We start from the raw sequence: 25,809 nt of genomic DNA, 5'->3' as shown, positions 1-25,809 counted from the left end.
AAATTTGATAAAAATAAAAAATTTAAAAAAATATTATGGCAAGGAACTCGTGATAAACGATGTTTCTTTGGAGATTAAAAAGGGTGAAATTTACGCCATAGTAGGTCATAGTGGAGCTGGAAAATCCACTCTTTTAAGATGTATTAATGGACTTGAGAATTATCAAGAAGGAAGCTTAAAAGTCTTTGATCAAGAAATTAAAGATTTAAGTCAAAAAAAATCAAAAGAGCTAAGAGTGCTTAGAAAAGATATAGGGATGATTTTTCAAAATTTTGCCCTAATGGAGCGCAAAAATGTATTTGAAAATGTTGCTATGCCTTTAAGAACACACTATACTCAGTGTAAATTTCATGCCAAGCTTTTTAATAAAGAATACATGAGTGAAAAAGAAATTGCCCAAAAAGTCAATTCTTTGCTTGAAATCGTAGGACTTGATCATAAAAACAAATCCTACCCAAGAGAACTAAGTGGGGGGCAAAAACAACGCGTTGCTATTGCTAGAGCCTTAGCTTTAAACCCAAAAATTTTACTTAGTGATGAAGCTACTTCGGCTCTTGATCCAAACACTACAAAAAATATTTTAGAGCTTATATCTAAAATCAATACTGAATTTGGGATTACTGTTGTTTTAGTAACTCACGAAATGGATGTGGTAAAAGACATAGCTCAAAAAGCTTTATTGCTTGAACATGGACAAATCATAGGAAGTGGAGCAATTGATGAGCTTTTTTTAAAGCCTAATGCCAAAATGAAAGAATTTTTAGGAGAAAGTGATTTTTTGCCTAAACACGGACTTAATATCAAACTTTACTTTCCAAAAGAAGTTGCCCAAAATAGCGTCATCACTCATATGGCAAGAACTCTAAATATAGACTTTAACATAGTTTGGGGTAAAATAGAAAAACTTAATGGAAAAGCCTTAGGAAATTTAGTTATAAATATAAATGAAAAGGATAAAGACAAGGTTCTTGATTACATAGAAAAAAGTGGAGTATTATGGGAGGTGGCATCATGAATGAAGAAAACATCTCTATCATCAGTGCTTTTTTTGGTAGAATTTCTCAATTTTTTAATGAATTTTCTTGGCAGGATATTAAAGAAGTGAGTTTAAGTTCTATCACAAGTTTCAGTGAAAATTATGAGAACATTTTAAAACCTGCACTTAATGAAACAATTTATATGAGTTTAATGGCTGTACTATTTGGATTTTTATTGGCTATTATTCCTGGAATTTTACTTGCTATTTGGGATAAAAACGGAATTAAAGAAAATAAAATCGCTTATAGCATTTTAGATTTTATTACAAATATACTGCGTGCCTTTCCATTTTTAATTCTTATAGTTGTTCTTTTACCACTTTCTAAAATCATAGTAGGCACCAGCATAGGTACAAATGCCGCCATAGTTCCATTAGCTATCGGAATAGCTCCTTATTTGGCAAAGATGCTTGAAAGTGCTTTTAAAGAAATAGACAAAGGAATCATAGAAGCAGCAAAAAGTTATGGCGCTAGCAATATTCAAATTATCTTCAAGGTTATCTTTAGTGAGGCTCTTCCTGCTATAATTAGCGGAATTACTCTAACTTTAATCTTTACCATTGGTTTTTCTGCTCTTGCTGGAACTGTCGGTGGTGGAGGTTTGGGAGATGTCGCTATTCGCTATGGTTATGAAAGATTTAACAAAGAAGTTATGATTCAAACTGTAGTTATTTTACTTATATTAGTTCAGTTAGTTCAAATTCTAGGTAATTTATTTTATACTTGGGCTAAAAATAGTAAAACTACATATATCATTGCCACTCTATTGATTTTACTTGGAGTTAGTATAGTTATCAATATAAACAATGATGAAAATTTCTTTTGGCAAGCAATTATTTTTATCTTATTTTTAGGAAGTTTGCTTTATAAAGGTTTCAAAAAATAAGGAGATTATATCTCCTTTTAAGATAAATATAAGTTTTTTTAAGTAAAATTTAAAAAAAATTAAAGGAATTAAAATGATGTATCAGATGCGTTAATCTGACTATCAACAAGTTTTTATATGCTTCTTCCTGATAGTCAGAGTGAATTTATTAAGATTAAAGCAAGCACAAAATGACTAAAAAGGAAAAAAATGAAAATCAAATCTTTATTTATAGCAAGTATTTTAACATTAAGTCTTAATGCAAATGCATTAGAAACCATCACAGTTGCAGCAACTCCCGTCCCTCATGCTGAAATCCTAGAACAAGTAAAACCTGATTTAGAAAAACAAGGCTATAAACTTGAAATCAAAGAATTTACGGATTATGTTTTACCTAATCTAGCTGTTGATAACGGAGAAGCCGATGCAAATTTTTTCCAACATACTCCTTATTTGGAAGAATTTAATAAAAACAAAGGCACCAAACTTATCAAAGTAGCTGCCATACACATAGAACCTATGGCTGTTTACTCCAAAAAATACAAAAGTCTAGATGATATTAAAGAAGGGGTTAAAATCGCCATTCCAAATGATCCAACCAATGAAAGTAGAGCTTTAGATATTATTGCAAAAAAAGGTTTGGTAAAATTTAAAGATAAGGCTTTAAAAACACCTCTTGATATTATAGACAATCCTAAAAAAATTAAATTTGTAGAATTAAAGCCCGCACAACTTCCAAGAGCTTTGGATGATGTTGATTTTGCTGTAATTAATTCCAACTACGCTCTCTCTGCAAATCTAAATCCTGCAAAAGATAGCGTATTTATCGAAGATAAAGAAAGCCCGTATGCAAACATTCTTGTTGTAAGAGTGGGACATGAAAACGATCCAAAAATCAAAGCCTTAATCCAAGCTCTACAAAGTGATAAAATCAAACAATTTATCATAGAAAAATACAACGGATCTGTTTTACCTGCTTTTTAATTTTGTCCCTTACCTAGGGACTTTTTTTTAAATACAAAGGAGTTTTTATGAATTTATTTAAAATTATTATACTCGCTTGCATTCTAAATTTATCTAGCCTATTTGCACAAAACATTACTATAGGAGCCACTCCAAATCCTTTTGGTAGCTTACTAGAACTAATGAAAGATGATTTTAAAAACAAAGGGTATGAGCTTAAAATAGTAGAATTTTCAGACTATATTTTGCCCAATCGTGCATTAGAGGAAAAAGAACTTGATGCAAATTTATATCAACACAAACCTTTTTTAGAAGAATACAACCTAAAAAAAGGTTCAAATTTAATTGCAACAACGCCTGTACTTATAGCTCCAGTAGGAGTTTATAGTAAAAAAATCAAAAATTTAGAAAATCTTAAAGAAGATGCTAGAGTTGCTATACCTAATGATGCGACCAATGAAAGCAGAGCTTTAGAGCTTTTAGAGAAAGCAAAATTAATAGAGCTTAACAAAAATACTCTAAAAACCCCATTGGACATAAACAAAAATCCAAAAAAAACTTAAATTTATAGAACTTAAAGCCGCACAACTTCCAAGAGCTTTAGATGATGTTGATATTGCTATAATTAATTCTAATTTCGCACTTGGAGCCGGTCTGAATCCAAGTAAAGATACTATTTTTAGGGAAGATAAAAATAGCCCTTATGTAAATTATGTTGTGGTACGCTCAGAAGATAAAAATAGCGAAAAGACCAAAGTAATTGATGAAATTTTAAGAAGCGATAAATTTAAAGCCATCATTAATGAACATTATAAAGATATATTAATCCCAGCTTTTTAGGAGTATAGCATGAATATTAAAAAAATATTTTTAAGTGTTTTATTTACAATTAGCCTTAGTTTTGGGGCAGATAAAACCATAATCATAGGTGCAACACCAACGCCTTATGCTGAAATTTTAAATTTCTCTAAACCCTTATTTCAAGAAAAAGGTTGGAGGTTGATAGTTAAGGAATTTAATGACTATAATATACCTAATATCGCTTTAAATGAGAAAGATTTAGATGCAAATTTATATCAGCATAAACCTTTTTTAGATGATTTTAATACCCACAAAGGAACAAATTTAAGTTCTTTAGGTGCTATTGTTTTAGTTCCTATGGCTATATATTCTAACTCCATAAAAGATATAAAAGACATTCCTAATGGTGCTAAAATCGCTATACCTAATGATGCTACCAATGAAAGCAGAGCCCTTGATTTACTAGCTAAAGCAAATTTAATAGAATTTAAAAGTCAAAACACCCTTAAAACCCCTATTGACATAAGTAAAAATCCAAAAAAACTTAAATTTATAGAGCTTAAAGCCGCACAACTTCCAAGAGCCCTAAATGATACTGATTTGGCTGTTATTACCACAAACTATGCTCTTGGAGCAGGTTTAAACCCTTTAAAAGATGGTATTTTTATAGAAGATAAAGATAGTTTATATGCTATTGTTTTAGCTGCAAGAAAAGGTGAAGAAACAAGTCAAAAAAGTCTTGTTATTAAAGAAATTTTAACAAGCAATAAAATTAAAAATTTTATCATAGAAAAATATAAAGGCTCTGTTATCCCTACTTTTTAACTCTATACAAAGCCTTCTAAAGGCTTTGTTAAACTTATAAAAGCTAAAATACTATTTATTGCATTATAATTCTTAGGATAAAAATGAAAATTATTTTTTTAACTTTTTTTATTGTGATAAATTATATCCAAGCAGCTAGTTTAGAAGAAATCAAAACAGCACTAGCTAAAGAATTTAGAAATAATTTTCCTAAAATTATAATTTCTCAAATTGATTTAAAAATAACATCATTGCCTAAAGATTTTGATCAATATGAATTTCTAAGAATCGCTAATGGGCGTTTTAATCAAGCACAAGGCTTTTTAAGGGCTGAATTTAAAACTCCGCAAAATATACAAAAAAATGTATTTTTTAGATATTTCATTCAAGCAAATTTAGAAGTTTTAAAAAGCGAACGCGCTATAAAAAGAGGAGATAAACTTGGAGCTTTTGACTATAAAAGCGTATTGATTGATTTTGATAAAGTTCCTTTAAATGCCTTAACCTTAGATGATGTAGATAATCTTGTAGCTAAAAGCAATATTAACAAAAACGCCATTTTAAGAGCAAATATGTTTAAAACCACAGCTTTAATACGCCGAAATGATCCTATAATCGGAGTTTTAAGTGAAGCAAATGTTGATGTTTTAATCGAACTTGTGGCTTTGCAAAGTGCAAATATGGGCGAAAGGATTCGTGCAAAAAACAAAGAAGGTAAAGTTATGCAAGGCATCGTAGTGGGTAAAAATAGGATGATTATACAATGAAGGTTTTATTAGGAATTTCTGGTTCAAGCAGTGTCAATTTAGGCTTAAAATTATTAAAAAATTTAGAAAATCAATGCGAACTTTATTGTATTTTAACTCAAGGTGCAAAACTTAGTTTCAAAGCTGAAAATGAAGCAAATTTAGAAGAAATTTGTCAAGAAAATTTTAAATACACTCATTTTTTAGATGATAAAAATTTAAGTCTAAGTGTAGCAAGTGGATCTTTTGGAATAGAAAAAACTATCATTGCTCCTTGTTCGATTTCAAGTTTAGCAAAAATTCACGCTGGTTTTGCAGACACTCTTTTAATGCGTGCTGCAGCAGTGGCCTTAAAAGAAAGAAAAAAACTCATCTTAGGCGTACGTGAAATGCCTTTTTCTACTTTAAATTTAGAACATATGTTAAAACTTAGCCAAATGGGAGTTATTATCGCACCTCCTATTATCGCAAGTTATTCTAAAGCAAACAATCTAGAACAAATGGAAAATTTTATCGTAGGTAAATGGCTAGATCTTTTAGAAATAAAACACAATTTATATGAAAAATGGCAAAATTTTTAGTTTAAATTTGTTATATTTTTAAAAAAAATTGGAGCAAAAATGACTTGTTTATATCCTGGGACTTTTGATCCTATTACCAACGGACATTTGGATGTTATCAAACGAGCTTTAAAAATTTTTGATGAAGTCATCGTTGCCATAGCAAAAAGTGAACATAAAAAACCTTGCTATGATTTAGAAAAACGCAAAGAACTAGCCCTGCTTGCAACACAAAATTTAAAAAATGTTAAAATCATTGCTTTTGATAATTTACTTGTAGATTTAGCCAAAGAATTAAAAGTTAATACTATAATCCGTGGACTTAGAGCGGTGAGTGATTTTGAATACGAATTGCAAATTGACTATGCAAATCACGCACTTTGGGAAGATATGGAAACCATTTATCTTATGCCAAGTCTAAAACATGCTTTTATTTCAAGTTCTATTGTTCGCTCTATAGTAGCACATGGGGGTGATGTAAGTTCTCTTGTTCCAAAAGAAATTCTACCTTTTTTAAAGGATCAATCTTGTATGTAGTTTTTGAAGGTATTGACTGCGTAGGAAAAAGTACGCAAATTTCACTTTTAAAAGAAATTTATAAAGACGCCATTTTCACACTCGAACCTGGCGGAACAGAACTTGGAAAACATTTAAGAGAAATTTTACTTAATAAAACTCATCCTATTAGCAAAAGAGCTGAACTCTTGCTTTTTTTAGCTGATCGTGCTCAACATTTTGAAGAAATCTTAAAAACCAATCAAAACAAACTCATTATTAGCGATAGAAGTTTTATTTCAGGCATGGCTTATGCCAAAGATTTTGAAAACGATTTGCTTTTTGCTTTAAATAGTTTTGCTTTAGAAAATTTTTTTCCACAAAAAATTATCTTTTTAAAAGGAGATGTAAACCTTATCCAAGAACGTCTCAGTCAAAAAGAACTAGATAGCATAGAAAAACGTGGCATTGAGTATTTTTTAAGCATACAAGATAAACTCGAAAAAGTGCTTTATTTTTTAAAAGAAAAAATTTCTATAGAAATTTTAACACTTGACGCAAAAGAAAGTAAAGAAAAATTACACCAACAAATAAAGGAATTTTTACAATGATTAACGCTTTAAAAGGAATGAAAGATTTATTAGATAAAGATGCATATTATTATGAAAAAGTGATTAAAATCTGTGAAGAAGTAGCTAAAAACTATAGCTTTACTTTTATCAACACACCGCATTTAGAACTTTGCACCCTTTTTAAAAGAAGCGTAGGAGAAAGTTCTGATATAGTAGGCAAAGAAATGTATGAATTTATCGATAAAGGCGAAAATCATGTTTGCATGCGTCCTGAAGGAACTGCTGGGGTGGTGCGTGCCTATATAGAAAAAAAACTCGATAAAAACACTAGTGTGAAAAGATGGTTTTATCATGGTTCCATGTTCCGCTATGAAAGACCCCAAAAGGGACGCTTAAGAGAATTTCATCAATTTGGCGTTGAAAGTTTTGGAAACGCAAGCGTTTATGAAGATGCAAGTATTATTTTAATGTTAGTAGAAATTTTTTCACGCTTAGATATTAAATTTAGACTACTGATTAACTCTTTAGGTTGTTTAGAATGTATGCCAAAATATCGTGAAAATTTGATACATTTTTTAGATAGCAAAAAAGGTTTTTGCGAGGATTGTTTGCGTAGAAAAAACTTAAATCCCATTCGTGTTTTAGACTGTAAAAATGAGCATTGTCAAAGCTTACTTAATGATGTTCCGCTTTTAAATCAAAATTTATGCTCATCTTGCCAAAAAGACTTTGAAATTTTACAAAGCGTTTTAAAAGAAAACGGAGTGGATTTTGAAGTGGATTCTAAACTTGTTAGAGGGCTTGATTACTACTCTAAAACGGCTTTTGAATTCATTAGCGATGAAATTGGTGCAAAAGCTGCTATTGCTGGGGGCGGAAGATATGATAGACTTATTGAATACCTTGATGGAAAAAGTGGTTTTGGTGTAGGTTTTGCCATGGGTATAGAAAGAATTATAGCTATTTTAGAACAAAAAGAAGAAAAGGTTCAAAGAGAAGGAATTTATCTTTGTGCTATGGATGAAATTTATATCCAAAAACTTTTGCATATCGCTACAAATTTAAGAAAAGAACATAAAGTGCTTTTAAGCTATGAAGCAAGAAAACTAGCTAAACATCTTGAAAACGCGGATAAAAATAATGCTGAAATTTTTCTTTGTATGGGAGAAAATGAAGCACAAAATGAAAGTTTGTTTTATAAAAATTTAGCAAAAAAAGAAGAAAAAATGATTAAAATTTCAGACTTAAAGAAGGTTTTATAATGGATTATGGTATTGATATTTGGGGAAATGAAAATTTCATTATCAAAAATGGTAAAGTTTGTATCAATCATGAGAAAAAACCTGCTATTATTGATATAGTTAAAGAATTAAGAGATGATGGATACAAGGGACCTTTACTTTTAAGATTTCCTCATCTTATTCAAAAACAAATTGAAAATATTTACGGAAATTTCAATAAAGCAAGAAAAGAATTTGGCTATAAAGGAGGATTTAACGCTGTTTATCCTTTAAAGGTAAATCAATACCCTGGTTTTGTAAAAAATCTTGTAAAGCTTGGAAAAGACTATAACTACGGACTTGAAGCAGGTTCTAAAGCAGAGCTTTTACTCGCTATGGCTTATAATAATGAAGGTGCACCTATTACAGTAAATGGCTTTAAAGATAGAGAACTTATCAATATAGGCTTTATCGCAGCTGAAATGGGACATAATATCACTTTAACCATAGAAGGACTTAATGAACTTGAAGCTATCATAGACATAGCCAAAGAACGCTTTAAACCCAAACCAAATATAGGCTTACGTGTGCGTTTGCATTCTGCTGGAGTTGGAATTTGGGCAAAAAGCGGTGGGATTAATTCTAAATTTGGACTTACATCCACTGAACTCATAGAAGCAGTAAATTTACTCAAAGAAAACAAACTTTTAGAACAATTTACCATGATTCACTTTCATCTAGGCTCACAAATTACCGAAATTCATCCTTTAAAAAAAGCCTTAAACGAAGCAGGAAATATTTACACAGAACTTAGAAAAATGGGAGCTAAAAATCTAAAAGCTATCAATCTTGGTGGCGGTTTAGCTGTGGAATACTCACAATTTAAAAATGAAAAAAGTAGAAATTATACCTTAAGGGAATACGCTAACGATGTAGTTTTTATCCTAAAAAATATAGCTGAACAAAAAAAAGATTTAGAGCCTGATATTTTCATAGAAAGCGGACGTTTTGTAGCAGCCAATCATGCTGTTTTAATCGCTCCTGTATTAGAACTTTTTTCTCAAGAATACGCAGAAAACAAACTCATACTTAAAAAACAAAATCCAAAACTTATCGATGAGCTTTATGATCTTTATAAAAGCATAAAACCTTCCAATGCTTTAGAATACTTGCACGATAGCATAGATCATTTAGAGAGTATTCTAACTCTTTTTGATTTGGGCTATGTGGATTTACAAGATCGTTCCAATGCTGAAATTTTAACTCATTTGATTACGAAAAAAGCCATCTTGCTTTTAGGCGATAAACAAAATCCTGCGGATTTACTTGCCATACAAGATGAAGTGCAAGAAAGGTATTTGGTAAATTTTTCACTCTTTCAAAGCATACCCGATTTTTGGGGCTTAGAACAGAATTTCCCCATCATGCCCCTTGATCGCTTAGATGAAGAACCGACTCGAAGTGCAAGTATTTGGGATATAACCTGCGATAGCGATGGAGAAATTTCATATTCTAAAGATAAACCTTTATTTTTACACGATGTAGATGTAGAAAAAGAAAATTATTTTCTAGGGTTTTTTCTTGTAGGTGCCTATCAAGAAGTACTTGGAATGAAACACAATCTTTTTACTCATCCCACTGAAGCTATTATAAGTATCAATGAAAAAGGCTATGAAGTTGAGGGGATTATAGAAGCACAATCCATACTTGATGCCTTAGAAGATTTAGACTATGATATACACGCTATCATGGATATACTTAATGAACGCATAAGTAATTCTAAGCTTGTCAATGACAAGCAAAAAAAGCATATTTTAGGTGAACTTTATCTTTTCTTAAATGATAATGGTTATTTAAAAAGCATAGGAGTTTAGATGAATTTTTGGGGTATTATAAAAGAAGATTTTTCTCAACCAAAGGTGCAAGATCCAGCTTTTAATTCTTCTATAGAACTTTTTTTTAATTACCCTGGAGTATGGGCTGTAGTAAATTACCGCTTTGCACATTTTTTTTACATAAGAAATTTTAAACGCATTGCTAGAATGATTAGCGGAATTTCCCAATTTTTAACTGGAGTAGATTTACACCCTGGTGCAGAACTTGGAAGGCGTGTTTTTATAGATCATGCCAATGGAGTGGTTATAGGCCAAACAGCAATCATAGAAGATGATGTTTTGATTTATCAAGGCGTTACTTTAGGCGGAACAAGTCTTGAAAAAGGCACTAAACGTCATCCAACCATAAAAAAAGGAGTGATCATAGGTTCAGGCGCAAAAATACTTGGCAATATCACCATAGGAGAAAATGCCAAAATAGGCTCAAATGCTGTAGTGGTTAAAGATGTAGGTGCAAATTTAACTGCCGTTGGAATTCCTGCTTATATTATCGAAGAGCGTAAAAATAAAAACATTAGAGCCATAGATGCAAATTGCGATGATAAATTAGAAAAGCTAGAAAATAAAATTTTAGAACTTGAAAATCTTATATTAAAACGACCTGAATCACAAAAATAATAATTTTTATAATACATAAAATTATATGTATTATTATGCGTATTAATTTTTCCTAAAAATTAATACAAATTTTCACATTTATTGAATTTTATAACTCATTTTTAAATTAAATTTATTACAAAAATGCAATTTTCTGCTAAAATTAAACAAAAATTATTAAGGATTGAAAAATGCTTACAAAAAGATCTCAAGTTTTAGAAGAATCTATCACTTTAGCTATCACCGCACTTGCCAATGAACTTAAAGCTAAAGGCGAGGATATCATTAGTTTTTCAGCAGGCGAACCTGATTTTGACACACCGCAAACCATCAAAAATGCCGCTATAAGTGCTATTGAAAAAGGATGTGGAAAATACACTGCTGTTGCGGGAATTCCTGAAGTATTAAAAGCTATTCAAATCAAATTTAAAAAAGATAATAATCTTGATTATGAAACAAGCGAAATTATCACCAATGTAGGCGCAAAACACTCTCTTTTTGAATGTATAGAATGTTTAGTAGAAAAAGATGATGAAGTCATTATCCCTAGTCCTTACTGGGTAAGCTATCCTGAAATGGTAAAATTTGCAGGTGGAAAACCTGTATTTATAGAAGGCTTAGAAGAAAATGGCTTTAAAATTACCGCTGAACAATTAAAAAAAGCTATCACAGCTAAAACCAAGGTTTTAATGCTAAATTCTCCTTCAAATCCTGTGGGATCGATTTATTCTAAAGAAGAATTAACTCAAATTGCTAAAATTCTAGAAGGAACGCAAATTACTGTTTTAAGTGATGAAATGTATGAAAAACTTCGCTATGATGGTTTTGATTTTGTAGCTTTTGCAAGTGTAAGCGAAGACGCTTTAAAACGCACTGTGACCATTAACGGACTTAGTAAATGTGGAGCTATGCCAGGATGGCGTTTTGGCTATATGGCAAGCAAAAATAAAGCCCTAATTTCAGCTGTTAAAAGACTTCAAGGACAAAGCACTTCAAATATTTGCTCCATTACTCAACATGCAGCCATTCCTGCTTTAAATGGAAAATGTGATAAAGATATAGAAAAAATGCGTCAAGCCTTTGAAAAACGCCGTAACTTAGCTTTAGATATGCTTAAACAAATCCCAAATATCAGTGTTTATAAACCAGAAGGTGCTTTTTATCTTTTTGTAAATATACAAAAAATAGAAAAAGATTCTATGAAATTTTGCCAAAAATTACTTGAACAAGAAAAAGTTGCCGTTGTTCCAGGCATAGGTTTTGGCACGGATGGATACTTTAGACTTTCTTATGCCACAAGCGATGAACTCATCGAAAAAGGTTTAGAAAGAATAGCAAATTTCATTGCTTCTTATTAAGCCCTAAAGCCTTAAAATTACTTTAAGGCTTTTTAAGCACAGCATTTACTCTTTGAATACTATCTGATTTATTTAAACTCAATCTTATTATAGAATTTTCTAATCCACCTAAAGAATGCGCTACATTTGCCTCTAGGCTTATCATATCTAAAGCATTTAATTCAAATTTTTCCTTTTCCACTTCAAACCAAATTTTACCGCTTAAAACTTGAATATGTATAGCAAAAGGAGCTTTATGCTCTTTCATCACACTATCTTTAGCTAATAAAATTTGAATTTCTTTACCTTTTTCATTGTCAATTAAAACATTGATTTTTACTTCTTTTGGGCTAAATTCCGCCCTATTCCATTGAATAATTTTCACAAAATCTCCTTTTTTAGTTTTATAAAACTATAGCAAAAACCAAAATATAGATTATAAACTTGTGTTAATTTATCCTTCTTTTCACCAAAAATCCTGTTTAAATTTAGCCCTTATTTCATAAGCCTCGCCCATTTTTGGTGTGATAAGGGGTAAATCTAAATTTTTATAAAGAAATTTTACTACTTCATTCCACGCGTGAGTTCCTGCTAAAAATCTCCCCCAATGTATAGGCATGACAGCTTTTGCATTAAGATCTTTTGCTTCTTTTAAAATTTGCTCAGGAAAAGAGTGCGAATATGGCCAAGCGATATTAAACTGTCCACTTTCAAGACAAGCTAAGTCAAAACCTCCAAAATACTCACCTATTTTTTTAAAATGTGTAAAATACCCTCCATCTGCACTAAAAAACACTCTCTTACCTACACTTAAAAATTCCATCACAAAAGAAGCCCAAAGGGTTTTGTTTTTACCATCTCCCCTACTTGAACTGTGTTGTGCAGGTGTTGCAATGATTTTTAAATCATCAAATTCTATTCCACTCCACCAATCAAGCTCTATGATTTTTTTCTCACTCACCCCATAACTTTTTAGATAATTTCCCACTTTTAAAGGAGTAATAAAAATTTTAGCCTTATCTTTTAAAGCTTTTACACTCTTAGCATCTAAATGATCAAAATGCGAATGCGTGATAATCACAGTAAAAATTTTATTAAAATCATTTACATTATAAACAGGAGCATTTTTAAAAGCCTTGTTGATAAAAAAAATAGGCGAAGCATGAGTGTTAAAAATAGGATCAATCAAAATTTTATATTCTTTAAAACTTATAAAAAGCGAAGAATGTCCAAGCCAAGCAATATGCGAGGTGCTAAAATCACTCAAATCAGGCTTAAAAAAAGGCAATTTAAAAGAAGGAATGGCGTTTTTTGGGTAAAGATAATAATACCTCAAAATTTCTTTAAAAGACACTTTAGGAGTTATAAAACTTTGCTCGTTTTCATTAAGAAAAAATTCATATTTTCTACCCTGCACTTTTTTAGCTTTTGATCGTTGCGCATTAGAAATATCAAAGGTTTTAAATGATAAATTCAAATTTTTCCTTTTATGTTTATCAAGATTATATCTAAAAAGTTTTTAGACTAATTTTATTTTATTGCTAAGTTTTTAGTTTGCTTGTGTTAAAATAAGTAAATTAAATACTAGGTAAAATGATGCAAAAAGAGAATTTATATAAATTAGACAAAATAATTCAAGAAATTGATTTTATATTTGAACAAACTAAAGGCGAACTTGTGCAAGCTTTAAAAAATGAAACCAAACAAAAAGCTATTTTCATGTCCCTAATCAATATTAAAGAAACAATAAAAAATATTCAAGATAGCGAAGATACTGAAGTTATGGTAATTTTTCGCGAAGAAGATATGAAAAGACTCTCAAAAAGTAGAAATATTGCGGCTCATAATAGTCAAGCTATGGATTTAAATATCGTAACAAACCTTATTCGCTATGATTTGCCAAAGCTCAAACAAAATATTGTTAATTTTAAAAATAATCCACATAATTTCAATTTTATTTCAAAAGAAAAAAACACCAAGAAAAAAATACTAAAACCACTGGAAGTATTGATTATTTTTTTATTTATATGTATTTTATCTTGCATTGTTTTTATCACCTACTTTTTACTTAATAAATCTTCTAAAAATATAAGACAAGAAAATTCTTCGTATAGCTTTCATACAAACTATTTTTATTCCCTAGAACCTTTTACTCTTAACCTATCACAATCTGGCAGACAAAAATATATACATTGTGCTATTGATTTGGAATTAACAGGTAAGATTTCTTCAGAAAATTTTACAAGAATTTTGCCTGTTATTAGAGATATCATTATTCAAACCATTCTAGCAAAAGAAATACAAGAAAATGAATTATCTGATTTTAAATTAGAACTTCAAAGAGAATTGCTTAAAAAAATCAATGAAAAATTAGGTAGTAAGCTAATAAAAGGATTATATTTTAAAGATTTTGTCATTTCCTAAAAATTTTTAAAAAATTTTCAAGCCTTTTAAAAAGGCTTGAATGAAGATTTTGAAAGATTACTCAACTTCAGCGTCGATTACATCGTCATCTTTTTTCTTTTTATCGTTCGCTGCATTTGGCTCATCTTTTTTATACATATTTTCAGCTAACTTATGAGAAACTTCACTTAAAGCTTTCATTTTGCTTTCAATCTCTTCTTTGCTTGCATTTTGATTTTTCAAGGTCTCGCGCAAATCATCAAGAGCCTTTTGGATATTTTCTTTATCAGCAGTGGCAACTTTTTCACCCAACTCACTTAAAGATTTTTCTACTTGATGAGCCAAGCTATCAGCTGCATTTCTAGCATCTACAGCTTCTTTGCGTTTTTTATCTTCTTCTTTGTGAAGTTCAGCATCTTTTACCATGTTGTTAATTTCTTCTTCGCTAAGTCCGCTTGAACCTGTGATTTTGATCTCTTGAGCCTTACCTGTTGCTTTATCTTTTGCACTAACAGTTAAAATACCATTTGCATCGATATCAAAAGTAACTTCGATTTGTGGCATACCGCGTGGTGCTGGTGGAATTCCTTCAAGATTAAAATTTCCTAAAGATTTATTATCACGACTAAATTCTCTTTCCCCTTGTAAAACATTGATAGTTACAGCACTTTGATTATCTTCAGCGGTTGAGAAAACTTGCTCTTTTTTAGTTGGAATAGTTGTACCTTTTTCGATAATCTTAGTCATTACCCCGCCTAGAGTTTCTATACCCAAAGAGAGCGGAGTAACATCAAGTAAAAGCACATCTTTAACATCGCCTTTTATAACCGCACCTTGAATCGCCGCACCAATAGCTACAACTTCATCAGGATTTACAGACTTGTTAAGATCTTTATTAAAGGCTTTTTTCACTTCTTCTTGCACTAAAGGAACACGAGTAGAGCCTCCTACCATAACAATTTCTTTAATCTCATCTTTTTTAAGCCCTGCGTCACTTACTACTTCATTGATTTTAGTGATGGTTTCAGCCACTAAAGAATCAATCATACCTTCAAATTTAGCTCTAGTAAGTTTTTTAACCAAATGTTTTGGCCCACTTGCATCTGCTGTGATAAATGGTAAATTAATTTCAGTTTCATTAGCTGAGCTTAATTCTTTTTTAGCATTTTCCGCTGCTTCTTTCAAGCGTTGTAAAGCCATAACATCATTTTTAAGATCTATGCCTGTTTCATCTTTAAATTCATTAGCTAGAAAATCTATAAGTTTATTATCAAAATCATCGCCACCTAAGAAAGCATTACCACCCGTTGCTAAAACTTCTACTACATTATCGCCAGTTTCAAGCACGGTAACGTCAAAAGTTCCCCCACCTAGATCATAAACCACGATTTTTTCACTATCTTTTTTATCAAGTCCATAAGCTAGAGCTGCTGAAGTAGGCTCGTTGATAATTCTTAATACATTAAGTCCTGCTATTGTTCCTGCTTCTTTTGTCGCTTTTCTTTGCGCATCGTTAAAATATGCAGGCACAGTAATAACCGCATCTACAACACTCTCGCCTAAGAAAGCTTCAGCATCTTCTTTTAGTTTCATTAAAACTTTTGCTGAAATTTCTTGCGGAGTATAAATTTTACCTGCGATCTCAATCGCACAAGCACCATTTCTTTCAGTGATATGATAAGGAAGTCTTGTTTTAGCTTCTTTAGCCGCGTCTTCATTGATCATCAAACCCATAATTCTTTTAATAGAATAAATAGTTTTTTCAGGGTTAGTCACCGCTTGGCGTTTTGCACTATCTCCTACTAAAACCTCGCCTTTATCTGTAAAAGCTACCACAGAAGGAGTTGTATTTTTACCTTCTTTATTTGGGATTACTTTACTCTCACCACGTTCATACACAGCAACACAAGAATTGGTTGTTCCTAAATCTATACCTATAACTTTACTCATTTTTTATCCTTTTTATTAAAATTTATTTTGCTACACTAACTTTAGTTGGGCGGATTACGCGATCGGCTATTTTATAGCCTTTTTGAAGCACGGTAACCACTTCACCACTTTGATGATTTTCACTATCTACATGAAACATTGCCTCATGTAAATTTGGATCGAACTCTTTTTCTTCTTTAATAAGAGCCACTCCATGCTTTTCAAGTTTTTTAAGAAACAAATCTAAAGTGTTTTGCACTCCTTCTTTGATTTTTAAGCTAATTTCATCATGGCATTCGACATTGATAGCTGCTTCTAAAGCATCTAAAACATCAAGCAAATCCTTTGCAAAACTTTCATTTGCATAAGCCATAGCGCTTAGCTTTTCTTTTTCCATTCTTTTTTTAATATTTTCAAATTCAGCGTTTGCACGCATATATTTGTCTTTTAATTCATCATAGTCTTTTTGCAATTTGTTTTGCTCAACATCTTCGATATTTTGCAAATTCTCATCTTGCAAATGTTCAGAATTTTCTGCGTTTTCGTTTTCAAATTCTTGCTTTTGCTCGCTCACGCCGCCTCCTTTATGTATTGTAATATTTTTTTATAATCCGTATAAACACTACCTGCTAAGATAATATTTACATCTTCGCCCAAAAACTGCGCATCCACCTTAAGCCCCATAAAACCTTCTTTAAATAAAGGTTCAAATTCAAGACTTTCTTTAAAATAACGATGAACTCCGCAATCTAAGAGCTTAACAAATTCATCATTTTGATAAATTTGATAAGCTCTTTCTTCATTACTTCTATAGCAAATCAAATTTTGTCTTAAGCTAGCTATTTTTTCTACAAGATCCATAAAATGAACTCTCAAAGCTATTTTTTCTATACTAAAAAGATCTAATCCTATAAGACTTTGTAAAAAATTCCATGCTTCTTTTTCATATTTTAAAACGAGCTCTTCTTCTTTAAAATCAAGCACTATAAACTTAGCATTTAGATCAAGCGCTTCTTTAAGTACTAAGCTTCTACCACCATAAACAAGACAATAAATTTCAAATTCTTTACTCAACTCTTTTAAAAAATTCTCACTTTTGATATTGATATCTTGATCTTGTTCTTTTTTCCAAAAACTTTGCCAATAATTTTGCATTGTCAAAATAGTAGGAATTCTACCGCTACTTATATGAAGCTGAGTGATCAACCCTTCGTCGCTAAGTCTTTTAAGATAGACGCGTATAGTTGAAGCAGGGATACAAAGATTTAAATTTAATTCATTTGAACCAATAGGAACATTATCCAAAAGATAAGTTTGGATGATAGAATCTAAAATCAAATCCTTTTTATCTCGGCTTTTCATAGCTCTTTCCTTAAATTTTTAGCACTCTATTTTTTGATTGCTAGAAGTATTATACAACATTGAGTGTTATTTTGTCAAGTATAAATATAAAAAAATATACTTAATTTTATTTAGTCTATATGACTAAACTTTTATTAGTTATTTTTTATAAAAATACAATATATCAAAATAAAAAATAACAATACACTTTACAAGATAATTATAAAAACTAAGCCCAAATTTTAATTAAATCAGCTATTTTTCCATAACTTGTAGAATTTGTATCAAAATAAGTTTGCTTCATTTCGTTGACAATTTCACTAAGATTGTTATAATTAAGTTTAGTTGCATCTTCAGGTTTTAAACCTAGCATTTTTGCACTTCTTTGTTTGAATAAATCAACAAAACCTTCATAGAAAATTTTAAATTTATCCAGATTAAAAACAAGTTTTTTATTACCAGTTTCTTTATCTTCAACTTCATCAAAAATTTTATCAGATAATTGCATTTTAAGTAGAGATTTTTCATCTTCACTTAAATCATCATATTTTACACCTTTACCTAATTTATCCAAGATATCTTTAATTTCTATTGTATTAGTTTGATTAAATTTAGTTAAAGTTAACATACCTACACTTTCAGTCCATCCAGAATTTGGAGCTTTGGTTTTTACTGCTTGCATGCCAGTTTCGCTAAAACTAAGCTTCCCATTAAAATCTCCATCTTTTCTTATCATTTTATCAAGCTCTAAACCTATAGTTCTACCAGCATAATCTGTATCCTTGGTATCATCTGGGCGCATTTCTCTAAAATCTTTTTCAAAACCAAATAGAGTATCCACGCTACCATTTAATTGTGTATAAGATTGCACAAAAAGTCCTAAATTTGTTTCCTGTGCTACAAAACCACTTTTCGTATCTTCAAGTTCATAATCTTCTAAATATCCATCATTATTTCTATCACTAGCCACATAAGCTCTAGTATATGCTATATCAGCATACCATCCAGACACGAAATTTTCAGCTTTTCCACTTAATATATATGATCCATCAAGTCTTTTAGTCATATCTTCTTTGTCAAATTCAATCCCCATTTTATTAATAGCTGTTGAACTTAAAGCACTACGAACGAGTTTATTTGTAATAGGATCTCTAAAATATATAGTAGTCATACCTCTTTCAGCTTTTTTTACTTTATCACTTACCTTTTGATTGAAAACTTTTTCATCTTCTAATCTTTGAAGCATAGTTTGAGCTACATCTGTTTTTTGCTCTTGAAATGAAGAGGAATTTTCGTCTTTTTCATTAAGAATATTTGGTTTTAAATTCAACTTAAAAGATTTGTATACACTAGCTTGCTGAGAAGATTTAGATATGGGTTGAAAATGATTAAGAAATTTTATAAAATCCATTTTGATGCCTTCAAATTTTCGACATCTTTTCAAAAATATTGCTAATATATTTTATTTAATTTTAACTTATAAAATTTTAAATTTTATCCTCTATTATTTTCCAAACCCCTAAAAACACCCTATTCTCTCTAAAAACCCTAACCAGCAACAAACTCTTTTTTAAACACTATTCTAAGTGTCATCTAAAACAACAATAAAAATAAACATAGGATTTATATATAAAGTAAGTAATGAAGACATTTAACAAGTCCGCAATGAGCTACTTTCCCCCTGCCAGTAAGGCGTAGTATCATCACCCACGATGTGCTTAGCTTCTTGGTTCGGGATGGAGCAAGGCGTTTCCACATCTGTATAATCACGGACATTGTTATTTAAATATTCTTTGAAAGATTGAATTTAAAAAATAAAGCTTAATCTTTTTATTTCTTTACTTTTTTCTTTATTCTCTTTCTTCTTTTGTTTTTCTTTCTTCTTTACTTATCTTTTATCTTTGATAAGTTTTTATATAGAATACTTAAAAAACAATGTTAAGAGCAAGTTCTAATATAAACTTTACTTGAAAGATTTTATTAGCTTAAAAACATAATGTTTATATAAATATTTCATATAAAACATTCAAAGCTTTATAAAAACCTTAACAAGGAAGTGATGCTTTATTAAAGATAAGCCAAACGCTCTATTAGTACTGGTCAGCTAAAGGACTTTCATCCATTACACACCCAGCCTATCAAACTAGTAGTCTTCTAGAGAGCTTAGAGAAGATTCATCTTAGAGTTGGCTTCACGCTTAGATGCTTTCAGCGTTTATCCTTTCCAAACTTAGCTACGCTGCGATGCTCTTGGCAGAACAACAGCTACACCAGTGGTTTGTTCAACCCGGTCCTCTCGTACTAGGGTCAAATCTCTTCAATCTTCTTACGCCCACGGCAGATAGGGACCGAACTGTCTCACGACGTTCTGAACCCAGCTCGCGTACCGCTTTAAATGGCGAACAGCCATACCCTTGGGACCTGCTCCAGCCCCAGGATGCGATGAGCCGACATCGAGGTGCCAAACCTCCCCGTCGATGTGAGCTCTTGGGGGAGATCAGCCTGTTATCCCCGGGGTACCTTTTATCCTTTGAGCGATGGCCCTTCCACACAGAACCACCGGATCACTAAGACCGACTTTCGTCTCTGCTTGACTTGTATGTCTTGCAGTTAAGCTGGCTTATACCTTTATACTCTACGAACGATTTCCAACCGTTCTGAGCCAACCTTTGTAAGCCTCCGTTATTATTTGGGAGGCGACCGCCCCAGTCAAACTACCCACCAGACATTGTCCCACTTGAGGATAACTCAAGCTGGTTAGCTACCCAAATAAGAAAGAGTGGTATCTCAACAACGGCTCATATACAACTGGCGTCATATACTCAAAGCCTCCCACCTATCCTGCACATTCTTATCCAAGTAGCAGTGTCAAGCTGTAGTAAAGGTCCACGGGGTCTTTCCGTCTTGCCGCGGGTAGGAGGAATTTTCACCTCCACTACAATTTCACTGGATCCCTCTTTGAGACAGCTCCCATCTCGTTACGCCATTCATGCAGGTCGGTATTTAACCGACAAGGAATTTCGCTACCTTAGGACCGTTATAGTTACGGCCGCCGTTTACTCGGGCTTCGATCAAGAGCTTCGCTAATGCTAACCCCATCAATTAACCTTCGAGCACCGGGCAGGCGTCACACCCTATACATCCTCTTACGAGTTAGCAGAGTGCTGTGTTTTTGGTAAACAGTCGGGAGGGACTCTTTGTTGTAAGTTTCTTCGCTTTCGGAGTAAATCCTAGTACGAAGCTAACCACACCTTATACCGAAGATACGGTGCTATTTTGCAGAGTTCCTTAAAGAGAGTTCTTCCACGCGCCTTAGAATACTCATCCCACCCACCTGTGTCGGTTTACGGTACGGGCAACATTAGCTAAACTTAGAAACTTTTCTTGGCTCGACGGCATCAGGGGTTCTTCTATCCATCCGAAGATTTCAAAAAGCCTTTCAGTTCTCGGAGTGTTCTTATACGGATTTGCCTGTATAAGCTCCTACGACCTTAGACTAGCACTTCCATCCGCTAGCCCCCTTAGCCCTAAGCGTCCTTCCATCGCACACTAATGTTGGTATTGGAATATTAACCAATTTGCCATCGTCTACCCCTTTCGGACTCGACTTAGGACCCGACTAACCCTACGATGACGAGCATCGCGTAGGAAACCTTGGGTTTACGGCGTTAATGATTCTCACATTAATTATCGCTACTCATGCCTGCATGCTCACTTCTATTCGCTCCAGCACTCCTTACCGGTATACCTTCGACGCAAATAGAACGCTCTCCTACCACTTGCACACAACTTAAACTACTTAACTTTAGCCTAAGAATATTTTTATTGATTTTACTAAGTTTTATTTCTATCTTTACTCTATAAAAATCAGTAAAAATATAACTTAAAACATATAACTTAGTTTTTTATATTCTCAACTTAAATAATCTAAGTTGTGTGCAAGTCTACAGCTTCGGTACTTACTTTAGCCCCGTTATATTTTCCGCGCAAAATCACTAGACCAGTGAGCTATTACGCTTTCTTTAAAGGATGGCTGCTTCTAAGCCAACCTCCTGGTTGTTTAAGTAACTTCACATCGTTTTCCACTTAAGTAAGATTTAGGGACCTTAGCTGGTAGTCTGGGTTGTTTCCCTCTTGACGACGGATTTTATCACTCGCCGCCTGACTGCTGTGATTACATATAAGGTATTCGGAGTTTGATAGGGTTTGGTACATTGGTGTATGCCCTAGCCCATTCAGTGCTCTACCCCCTTATATTACGACACAACGCTATACCTAAATATATTTCGGAGAGAACCAGCTATCACGAAGTTTGATTGGCCTTTCACCCCTATCCACAAGTCATCCCGGGGCTTTTCAACGCCTATGGGTTCAGTCCTCCACTAGTTCTTACACTAGCTTCAACTTGCTCATGGATAGATCACTTCGTTTCGGGTCTGCAGCATCTGACTAAGCGCCCTATTCAGACTCGCTTTCGCTACGGCTTCGCGTTTGCTTAACCTTGCCAGACACCACAACTCGCAGGCTCATTATGCAAAAGGCAGTCCATCACACTGTATTGCTACATAGTGCTCTGAATGATTATAAGCAAATGGTTTCAGGTTCTATTTCACTCTGATCACCTCAGTTCTTTTCACCTTTCCCTCACGGTACTTGTGCACTATCGATCTGGTATTAGTATTTAGGGTTGGATCGTGGTCGACCCAGATTCAGACAGGATTCCTCGTGTCCCGCCCTACTCAGGATACTGCTAGCTAAGCTTTGTTTTTCGCATACGGGACTATCACCCTCTATGGCTATACTTTCCAGAATGTTCTGCTAAACTCAGCTCTTGCACATTGCAGTCCTACAACCCCCAGTGCAAGCACTGGGTTTGCCCTCTTGCGCTTTCGCTCGCCGCTACTGACGCAATCTCTATTGATTTCTTTTCCTGAGGGTACTAAGATGTTTCAATTCCCCTCGTTCGCTCCTATATAGGTAATGTATATCTCTATACATTGGGTTGCCCCATTCGGAAATCTACGGATCAAAGCTTCTTGACAGCTCCCCGTAGCTTATCGCAGTCTAGTACGTCCTTCATCGCCTTTACCAGTCAAGGCATCCACCATTCGCTCTTAGTAGCTTACCTTTTGATGTTCTTTTAGCAGATGAGCAAAGCTCATCCTAAAGAACCAAAGCTAAAGGCCTACCCCGCCAACCTAAAAGATATTAGGCTTAAAACGAAATAAACTAAACATTCATTAAAAAATTAATGTAGATAAAGCTTCAATTCTTAATCGCTAAAAAAACAATTTGCATAAAAGTTAGATATAACCTAACTTCTACCTTTTTTATTGATTCTAAAACGCATCACTTCCTTGTTAAAGTTTTTATGATAAGACTTCTTTATCTTAAGACGGAAAGCATTCAAACACTTAATATAGAACTAAATGATTTAGTCTTAACTAAGCTGTGAGTTTGAAACTTGTCTTTAATTTACAAATCTTAAATCTAATATTCTCTTTATTATAGAAATAAAGATAATTAAAAGATATAAGTTAAACCAAAGAAAAGATAAATAGGTTTTATCCTTTAACAAGTCCTGTAAAATTGTTTTTATTAAAACTTGCTTGTGACTCTTAACAATGATAATTAAAAAGAACATTTAGGTTTAAAACCTAAAGGAAGTATATATATATATTAATATAATCATTATAAATATAAATACATAATGTATATGCTACTTATATCTATTTAAAGTATATTCTTTTATAGCTAAAGATAAAAATAAATCTAAGTATAGAGTTTATATTTTATATTTAATCTACTTTATATACTTGCTTTAGATTTTAAAGCTTTTTTATTCAAATCTTTTTTATGGTGGGCCTAACAAGACTTGAACTTGTGACCTCACCCTTATCAGGGGTGCACTCTAACCAGCTGAGCTATAGGCCCTTAATAAATGGTGGAGAATAGCGGGATCGAACCGCTGACCTCCTGCGTGCAAAGCAGGCGCTCTCCCAGCTGAGCTAATTCCCCATAAACAATTAGCTTTATCATCAATCTTTGAAATCTAAACAAGAATCAATTGAGTTTATATATTGAAGTAATAGTGGTGAGACTTATTACTTTGTACTCTAGAAAGGAGGTGATCCAACCGCAGGTTCTCCTACGGTTACCTTGTTACGACTTCACCCCAGTCGCTGATTCCACTGTGGACGGTAACTAGTTTAGTATTCCGGCTTCGAGTGAAATCAACTCCCATGGTGTGACGGGCGGTGAGTACAAGACCCGGGAACGTATTCACCGTAGCATGGCTGATCTACGATTACTAGCGATTCCGGCTTCATGCTCTCGAGTTGCAGAGAACAATCCGAACTGGGACATATTTTATAGATTTGCTCCACCTCGCGGTATTGCGTCTCATTGTATATGCCATTGTAGCACGTGTGTCGCCCTGGGCATAAGGGCCATGATGACTTGACGTCGTCCACACCTTCCTCCTCCTTACGAAGGCAGTCTATTTAGAGTGCTCGGCCGAACCGTTAGCAACTAAATACGTGGGTTGCGCTCGTTGCGGGACTTAACCCAACATCTCACGACACGAGCTGACGACAGCCGTGCAGCACCTGTCTCTAAGTTCTAGCAAGCTAGCACCCTCATATCTCTATAAGGTTCTTAGGATATCAAGCCCAGGTAAGGTTCTTCGCGTATCTTCGAATTAAACCACATGCTCCACCGCTTGTGCGGGTCCCCGTCTATTCCTTTGAGTTTTAATCTTGCGACCGTACTCCCCAGGCGGTACACTTAATGCGTTAGCTGCATTACTGAGATGACTAGCACCCCAACAACTAGTGTACATCGTTTAGGGCGTGGACTACCAGGGTATCTAATCCTGTTTGCTCCCCACGCTTTCGCGCCTTAGCGTCAGTTGAGTTCCAGCAGATCGCCTTCGCAATGGGTATTCTTGGTGATATCTACGGATTTTACCCCTACACCACCAATTCCATCTGCCTCTCCCTCACTCTAGACTATCAGTTTCCCAAGCAGTTTAATGGTTAAGCCATTAGATTTCACAAGAGACTTGATAATCCGCCTACGCGCCCTTTACGCCCAGTGATTCCGAGTAACGCTTGCACCCTCCGTATTACCGCGGCTGCTGGCACGGAGTTAGCCGGTGCTTATTCCTTAGGTACCGTCAGAATTCTTCCCTAAGAAAAGGAGTTTACGCTCCGAAAAGTGTCATCCTCCACGCGGCGTTGCTGCGTCAGGGTTTCCCCCATTGCGCAATATTCCCTACTGCTGCCTCCCGTAGGAGTCTGGACCGTGTCTCAGTTCCAGTGTGACTGATCATCCTCTCAGACCAGTTAAGCGTCATAGCCTTGGTAAGCCATTACCTTACCAACTAGCTGATACTATATAGTCTCATCCTACACCGAAAAACTTTCCCTACTCAACTTGTGTTAAGCAGGAGTATAGAGTATTAGCAGTCGTTTCCAACTGTTGTCCTCTTGTGTAGGGCAGATTAACTATACCTTACTCACCCGTGCGCCACTAATCCACTTCTAGCAAGCTAGAAGCTTCATCGTTCGACTTGCATGTATTAGGCACGCCGCCAGCGTTCACTCTGAGCCAGGATCAAACTCTCCATAATAAACCTTCTTTAGCATCAAGGCAAAGCCTTGACTAAGAAGCAAGCTAAAGGCCTACCCCGCCAACCTAATAGATAAACTACTTAGATTGTATTAAAGAGATAAACCTTATTACTTTTATAGATAGTTTAATCTTTTTCTTCAAAGAAAAAGTTATAAAAGATTAAAAGAAAAGCTTTTAATCTTTTTAAATTAGATTGAATAGATTTTACATAATTGCTTATGCCTAAATCTTTCTGGCTCAATCGATCACTTATTTAGATTTCAAAGATTGACTAATAAGATTTGAATAACAATACTAAGTTAAAAGAACAAAACAAAAAATCATTTTTAAAAGAAAAGTTTTTAAATTAAAAAACTAAGATTTATAAATAAAACTTTTTAGCTTTAAATTAAAAAATTAAGAAAGTTAAAAACTCAAATAATTTAAAAACTTAAAAAATCTAAAATAAAGTTAATTTATAAAATCTACGTAAGCTAATGAAACTTTATAATTTAAAAGATTTTAAGTCCTTTTTTCAAAAAAGGAAATGAAAGTATAACCAATTAAACTTAAAGAGGGATTAAACAATATAAATATTTGTGTAAGTATTTATATAAGTATTTGGTGGGTT

The 25,809-nt window shown here is 33.2% G+C and carries 19 protein-coding genes, 2 tRNA genes, 3 rRNA genes and 1 pseudogene; 14 read left to right on the top strand and 11 right to left on the bottom strand.

Annotated elements, in window-relative coordinates; translation table 11 throughout:
• The first annotated feature begins 4 nt into the window (after nucleotides 1-4).
• The 13 genes and pseudogenes from AJ886_RS05650 (at nucleotide 5) to AJ886_RS05590 (ending at nucleotide 11,913) form a co-directional block, all read left to right on the top strand.
• A complete protein-coding gene (locus AJ886_RS05650) occupies nucleotides 5-1,015 on the top strand; it encodes a methionine ABC transporter ATP-binding protein (RefSeq protein WP_070275167.1) in 1,011 nt (336 codons plus the stop codon).
• The gene (locus tag AJ886_RS05645) at nucleotides 1,012-1,923 is read left to right on the top strand and encodes a methionine ABC transporter permease (protein ID WP_044780307.1); all 912 of its coding nucleotides are present in this window, start codon (nucleotides 1,012-1,014) and stop codon (nucleotides 1,921-1,923) included. The genes AJ886_RS05650 and AJ886_RS05645 overlap by 4 nt, the downstream gene beginning before the upstream one ends.
• A 189-nt stretch (nucleotides 1,924-2,112) precedes the next feature.
• The gene (locus tag AJ886_RS05640; protein WP_002872575.1) at nucleotides 2,113-2,886 is read left to right on the top strand and encodes a MetQ/NlpA family ABC transporter substrate-binding protein; all 774 of its coding nucleotides are present in this window, start codon (nucleotides 2,113-2,115) and stop codon (nucleotides 2,884-2,886) included.
• Between the two features lie 47 nt (nucleotides 2,887-2,933).
• Nucleotides 2,934-3,705, top strand: a pseudogene (locus AJ886_RS05635) (MetQ/NlpA family ABC transporter substrate-binding protein).
• Nucleotides 3,706-3,714: 9 nt separating this feature from the next.
• Entirely contained in the window at nucleotides 3,715-4,491 is a 777-nt protein-coding gene (locus tag AJ886_RS05630; protein WP_070287350.1) for a MetQ/NlpA family ABC transporter substrate-binding protein, read from the top strand.
• 83 nt (nucleotides 4,492-4,574) lie between these two features.
• A complete protein-coding gene (flgA, locus tag AJ886_RS05625; RefSeq protein WP_002852578.1) occupies nucleotides 4,575-5,237 on the top strand; it encodes a flagellar basal body P-ring formation chaperone FlgA in 663 nt (220 codons plus the stop codon).
• The gene (locus AJ886_RS05620; protein WP_002871446.1) at nucleotides 5,234-5,797 is read left to right on the top strand and encodes a UbiX family flavin prenyltransferase; all 564 of its coding nucleotides are present in this window, start codon (nucleotides 5,234-5,236) and stop codon (nucleotides 5,795-5,797) included. The genes flgA and AJ886_RS05620 overlap by 4 nt, the downstream gene beginning before the upstream one ends.
• A 39-nt stretch (nucleotides 5,798-5,836) precedes the next feature.
• Nucleotides 5,837-6,313 carry a pantetheine-phosphate adenylyltransferase gene (coaD, locus tag AJ886_RS05615; RefSeq protein WP_070287349.1) on the top strand — a complete coding sequence of 159 codons (477 nt, stop codon included), beginning with the start codon at nucleotides 5,837-5,839 and terminating at the stop codon, nucleotides 6,311-6,313.
• Nucleotides 6,304-6,882, top strand: coding sequence for a dTMP kinase (gene tmk, locus AJ886_RS05610; RefSeq protein ID WP_070233308.1), 579 nt, complete (start codon nucleotides 6,304-6,306; stop codon nucleotides 6,880-6,882). Before coaD ends, tmk begins: the two co-directional genes overlap by 10 nt.
• Complete coding sequence (gene hisS, locus AJ886_RS05605) at nucleotides 6,879-8,105, top strand: histidine--tRNA ligase (RefSeq protein WP_070233307.1); 1,227 nt, start codon at nucleotides 6,879-6,881, stop codon at nucleotides 8,103-8,105. The genes tmk and hisS overlap by 4 nt, the downstream gene beginning before the upstream one ends.
• A complete protein-coding gene (gene speA, locus AJ886_RS05600) occupies nucleotides 8,102-9,937 on the top strand; it encodes a biosynthetic arginine decarboxylase (protein ID WP_032595244.1) in 1,836 nt (611 codons plus the stop codon). Before hisS ends, speA begins: the two co-directional genes overlap by 4 nt.
• Nucleotides 9,938-10,576, top strand: coding sequence for a serine O-acetyltransferase (cysE, locus tag AJ886_RS05595; RefSeq protein ID WP_070233306.1), 639 nt, complete (start codon nucleotides 9,938-9,940; stop codon nucleotides 10,574-10,576). It begins immediately after the preceding gene.
• A 170-nt stretch (nucleotides 10,577-10,746) separates the two neighbouring features.
• Nucleotides 10,747-11,913 (top strand): pyridoxal phosphate-dependent aminotransferase, encoded by a 1,167-nt coding sequence (locus AJ886_RS05590; RefSeq protein WP_070233305.1) that lies wholly within the window; start codon nucleotides 10,747-10,749, stop codon nucleotides 11,911-11,913.
• Nucleotides 11,914-11,935: 22 nt separating this feature from the next.
• On the opposite strand, the gene AJ886_RS05585 is transcribed toward AJ886_RS05590, so the two are convergent.
• Nucleotides 11,936-12,277 (bottom strand): cupin domain-containing protein, encoded by a 342-nt coding sequence (locus AJ886_RS05585; RefSeq protein WP_044794551.1) that lies wholly within the window; start codon nucleotides 12,275-12,277, stop codon nucleotides 11,936-11,938.
• Nucleotides 12,278-12,358: 81 nt separating this feature from the next.
• Nucleotides 12,359-13,369, bottom strand: coding sequence for an MBL fold metallo-hydrolase (locus AJ886_RS05580; protein ID WP_070287348.1), 1,011 nt, complete (start codon nucleotides 13,367-13,369; stop codon nucleotides 12,359-12,361).
• Between the two features lie 119 nt (nucleotides 13,370-13,488).
• Here AJ886_RS05580 and AJ886_RS05575 point away from each other — a divergent pair, with 119 nt between their 5' ends.
• The gene (locus AJ886_RS05575; protein WP_250535418.1) at nucleotides 13,489-14,316 is read left to right on the top strand and encodes a flagellar basal body-associated FliL family protein; all 828 of its coding nucleotides are present in this window, start codon (nucleotides 13,489-13,491) and stop codon (nucleotides 14,314-14,316) included.
• 57 nt (nucleotides 14,317-14,373) lie between these two features.
• Here AJ886_RS05575 and dnaK read toward each other — a convergent pair whose 3' ends face one another.
• The 9 genes from dnaK to AJ886_RS05530 form a co-directional block, all read right to left on the bottom strand.
• Nucleotides 14,374-16,245: a molecular chaperone DnaK gene (gene dnaK, locus AJ886_RS05570; RefSeq protein ID WP_002861408.1), complete on the bottom strand. Its 1,872-nt coding sequence runs from the start codon at nucleotides 16,243-16,245 to the stop codon at nucleotides 14,374-14,376.
• Between the two features lie 22 nt (nucleotides 16,246-16,267).
• Entirely contained in the window at nucleotides 16,268-16,798 is a 531-nt protein-coding gene (gene grpE, locus AJ886_RS05565; RefSeq protein ID WP_002790452.1) for a nucleotide exchange factor GrpE, read from the bottom strand.
• A complete protein-coding gene (locus AJ886_RS05560; RefSeq protein WP_070275172.1) occupies nucleotides 16,795-17,586 on the bottom strand; it encodes an HrcA family transcriptional regulator in 792 nt (263 codons plus the stop codon). The genes grpE and AJ886_RS05560 overlap by 4 nt, the downstream gene beginning before the upstream one ends.
• Before the next feature lie 208 nt (nucleotides 17,587-17,794).
• Entirely contained in the window at nucleotides 17,795-18,976 is a 1,182-nt protein-coding gene (locus AJ886_RS05555) for a hypothetical protein (RefSeq protein WP_070233301.1), read from the bottom strand.
• A gap of 246 nt (nucleotides 18,977-19,222) precedes the next feature.
• Nucleotides 19,223-19,339, bottom strand: a 5S ribosomal RNA gene (gene rrf, locus AJ886_RS05550).
• Between the two features lie 295 nt (nucleotides 19,340-19,634).
• Nucleotides 19,635-22,692: ribosomal RNA gene (locus AJ886_RS05545) — 23S ribosomal RNA — on the bottom strand.
• Nucleotides 22,693-23,421: 729 nt separating this feature from the next.
• Nucleotides 23,422-23,498, bottom strand: a tRNA-Ile gene (locus AJ886_RS05540).
• Between the two features lie 8 nt (nucleotides 23,499-23,506).
• A tRNA-Ala gene (locus AJ886_RS05535) sits at nucleotides 23,507-23,582 on the bottom strand.
• Nucleotides 23,583-23,684: 102 nt separating this feature from the next.
• Nucleotides 23,685-25,197: ribosomal RNA gene (locus AJ886_RS05530) — 16S ribosomal RNA — on the bottom strand.
• The 16S, 23S and 5S rRNA genes sit together here with 2 tRNA genes alongside, the layout of an rRNA operon.
• Nucleotides 25,198-25,809: the final 612 nt, after the last annotated feature.

It is taken from the genome of Campylobacter sp. BCW_6465 (assembly GCF_001762815.1).
GTDB lineage: Bacteria > Campylobacterota > Campylobacteria > Campylobacterales > Campylobacteraceae > Campylobacter_D > Campylobacter_D jejuni.
Note: the sequence above shows the minus strand (reverse complement) of the source record. Positions and strands in the feature narration are given on the sequence as shown.

Bases quoted from the DNA above. Each gene is read 5' to 3' on its own strand.
- AJ886_RS05645 (WP_044780307.1), top strand. From the start codon at position 1,012: ATGAATGAAGAAAACATCTCTATCATCAGTGCTTTTTTTGGTAGAATT.
- AJ886_RS05640 (WP_002872575.1), top strand. From the start codon at position 2,113: ATGAAAATCAAATCTTTATTTATAGCAAGTATTTTAACATTAAGTCTT.
- AJ886_RS05630 (WP_070287350.1), top strand. From the start codon at position 3,715: ATGAATATTAAAAAAATATTTTTAAGTGTTTTATTTACAATTAGCCTT.
- flgA (WP_002852578.1), top strand. From the start codon at position 4,575: ATGAAAATTATTTTTTTAACTTTTTTTATTGTGATAAATTATATCCAA.
- AJ886_RS05620 (WP_002871446.1), top strand. From the start codon at position 5,234: ATGAAGGTTTTATTAGGAATTTCTGGTTCAAGCAGTGTCAATTTAGGC.
- coaD (WP_070287349.1), top strand. From the start codon at position 5,837: ATGACTTGTTTATATCCTGGGACTTTTGATCCTATTACCAACGGACAT.
- hisS (WP_070233307.1), top strand. From the start codon at position 6,879: ATGATTAACGCTTTAAAAGGAATGAAAGATTTATTAGATAAAGATGCA.
- cysE (WP_070233306.1), top strand. From the start codon at position 9,938: ATGAATTTTTGGGGTATTATAAAAGAAGATTTTTCTCAACCAAAGGTG.
- AJ886_RS05590 (WP_070233305.1), top strand. From the start codon at position 10,747: ATGCTTACAAAAAGATCTCAAGTTTTAGAAGAATCTATCACTTTAGCT.
- AJ886_RS05575 (WP_250535418.1), top strand. From the start codon at position 13,489: ATGCAAAAAGAGAATTTATATAAATTAGACAAAATAATTCAAGAAATT.
- dnaK (WP_002861408.1), bottom strand. From the start codon at position 16,245: ATGAGTAAAGTTATAGGTATAGATTTAGGAACAACCAATTCTTGTGTT.
- AJ886_RS05560 (WP_070275172.1), bottom strand. From the start codon at position 17,586: ATGAAAAGCCGAGATAAAAAGGATTTGATTTTAGATTCTATCATCCAA.
- AJ886_RS05555 (WP_070233301.1), bottom strand. From the start codon at position 18,976: ATGGATTTTATAAAATTTCTTAATCATTTTCAACCCATATCTAAATCT.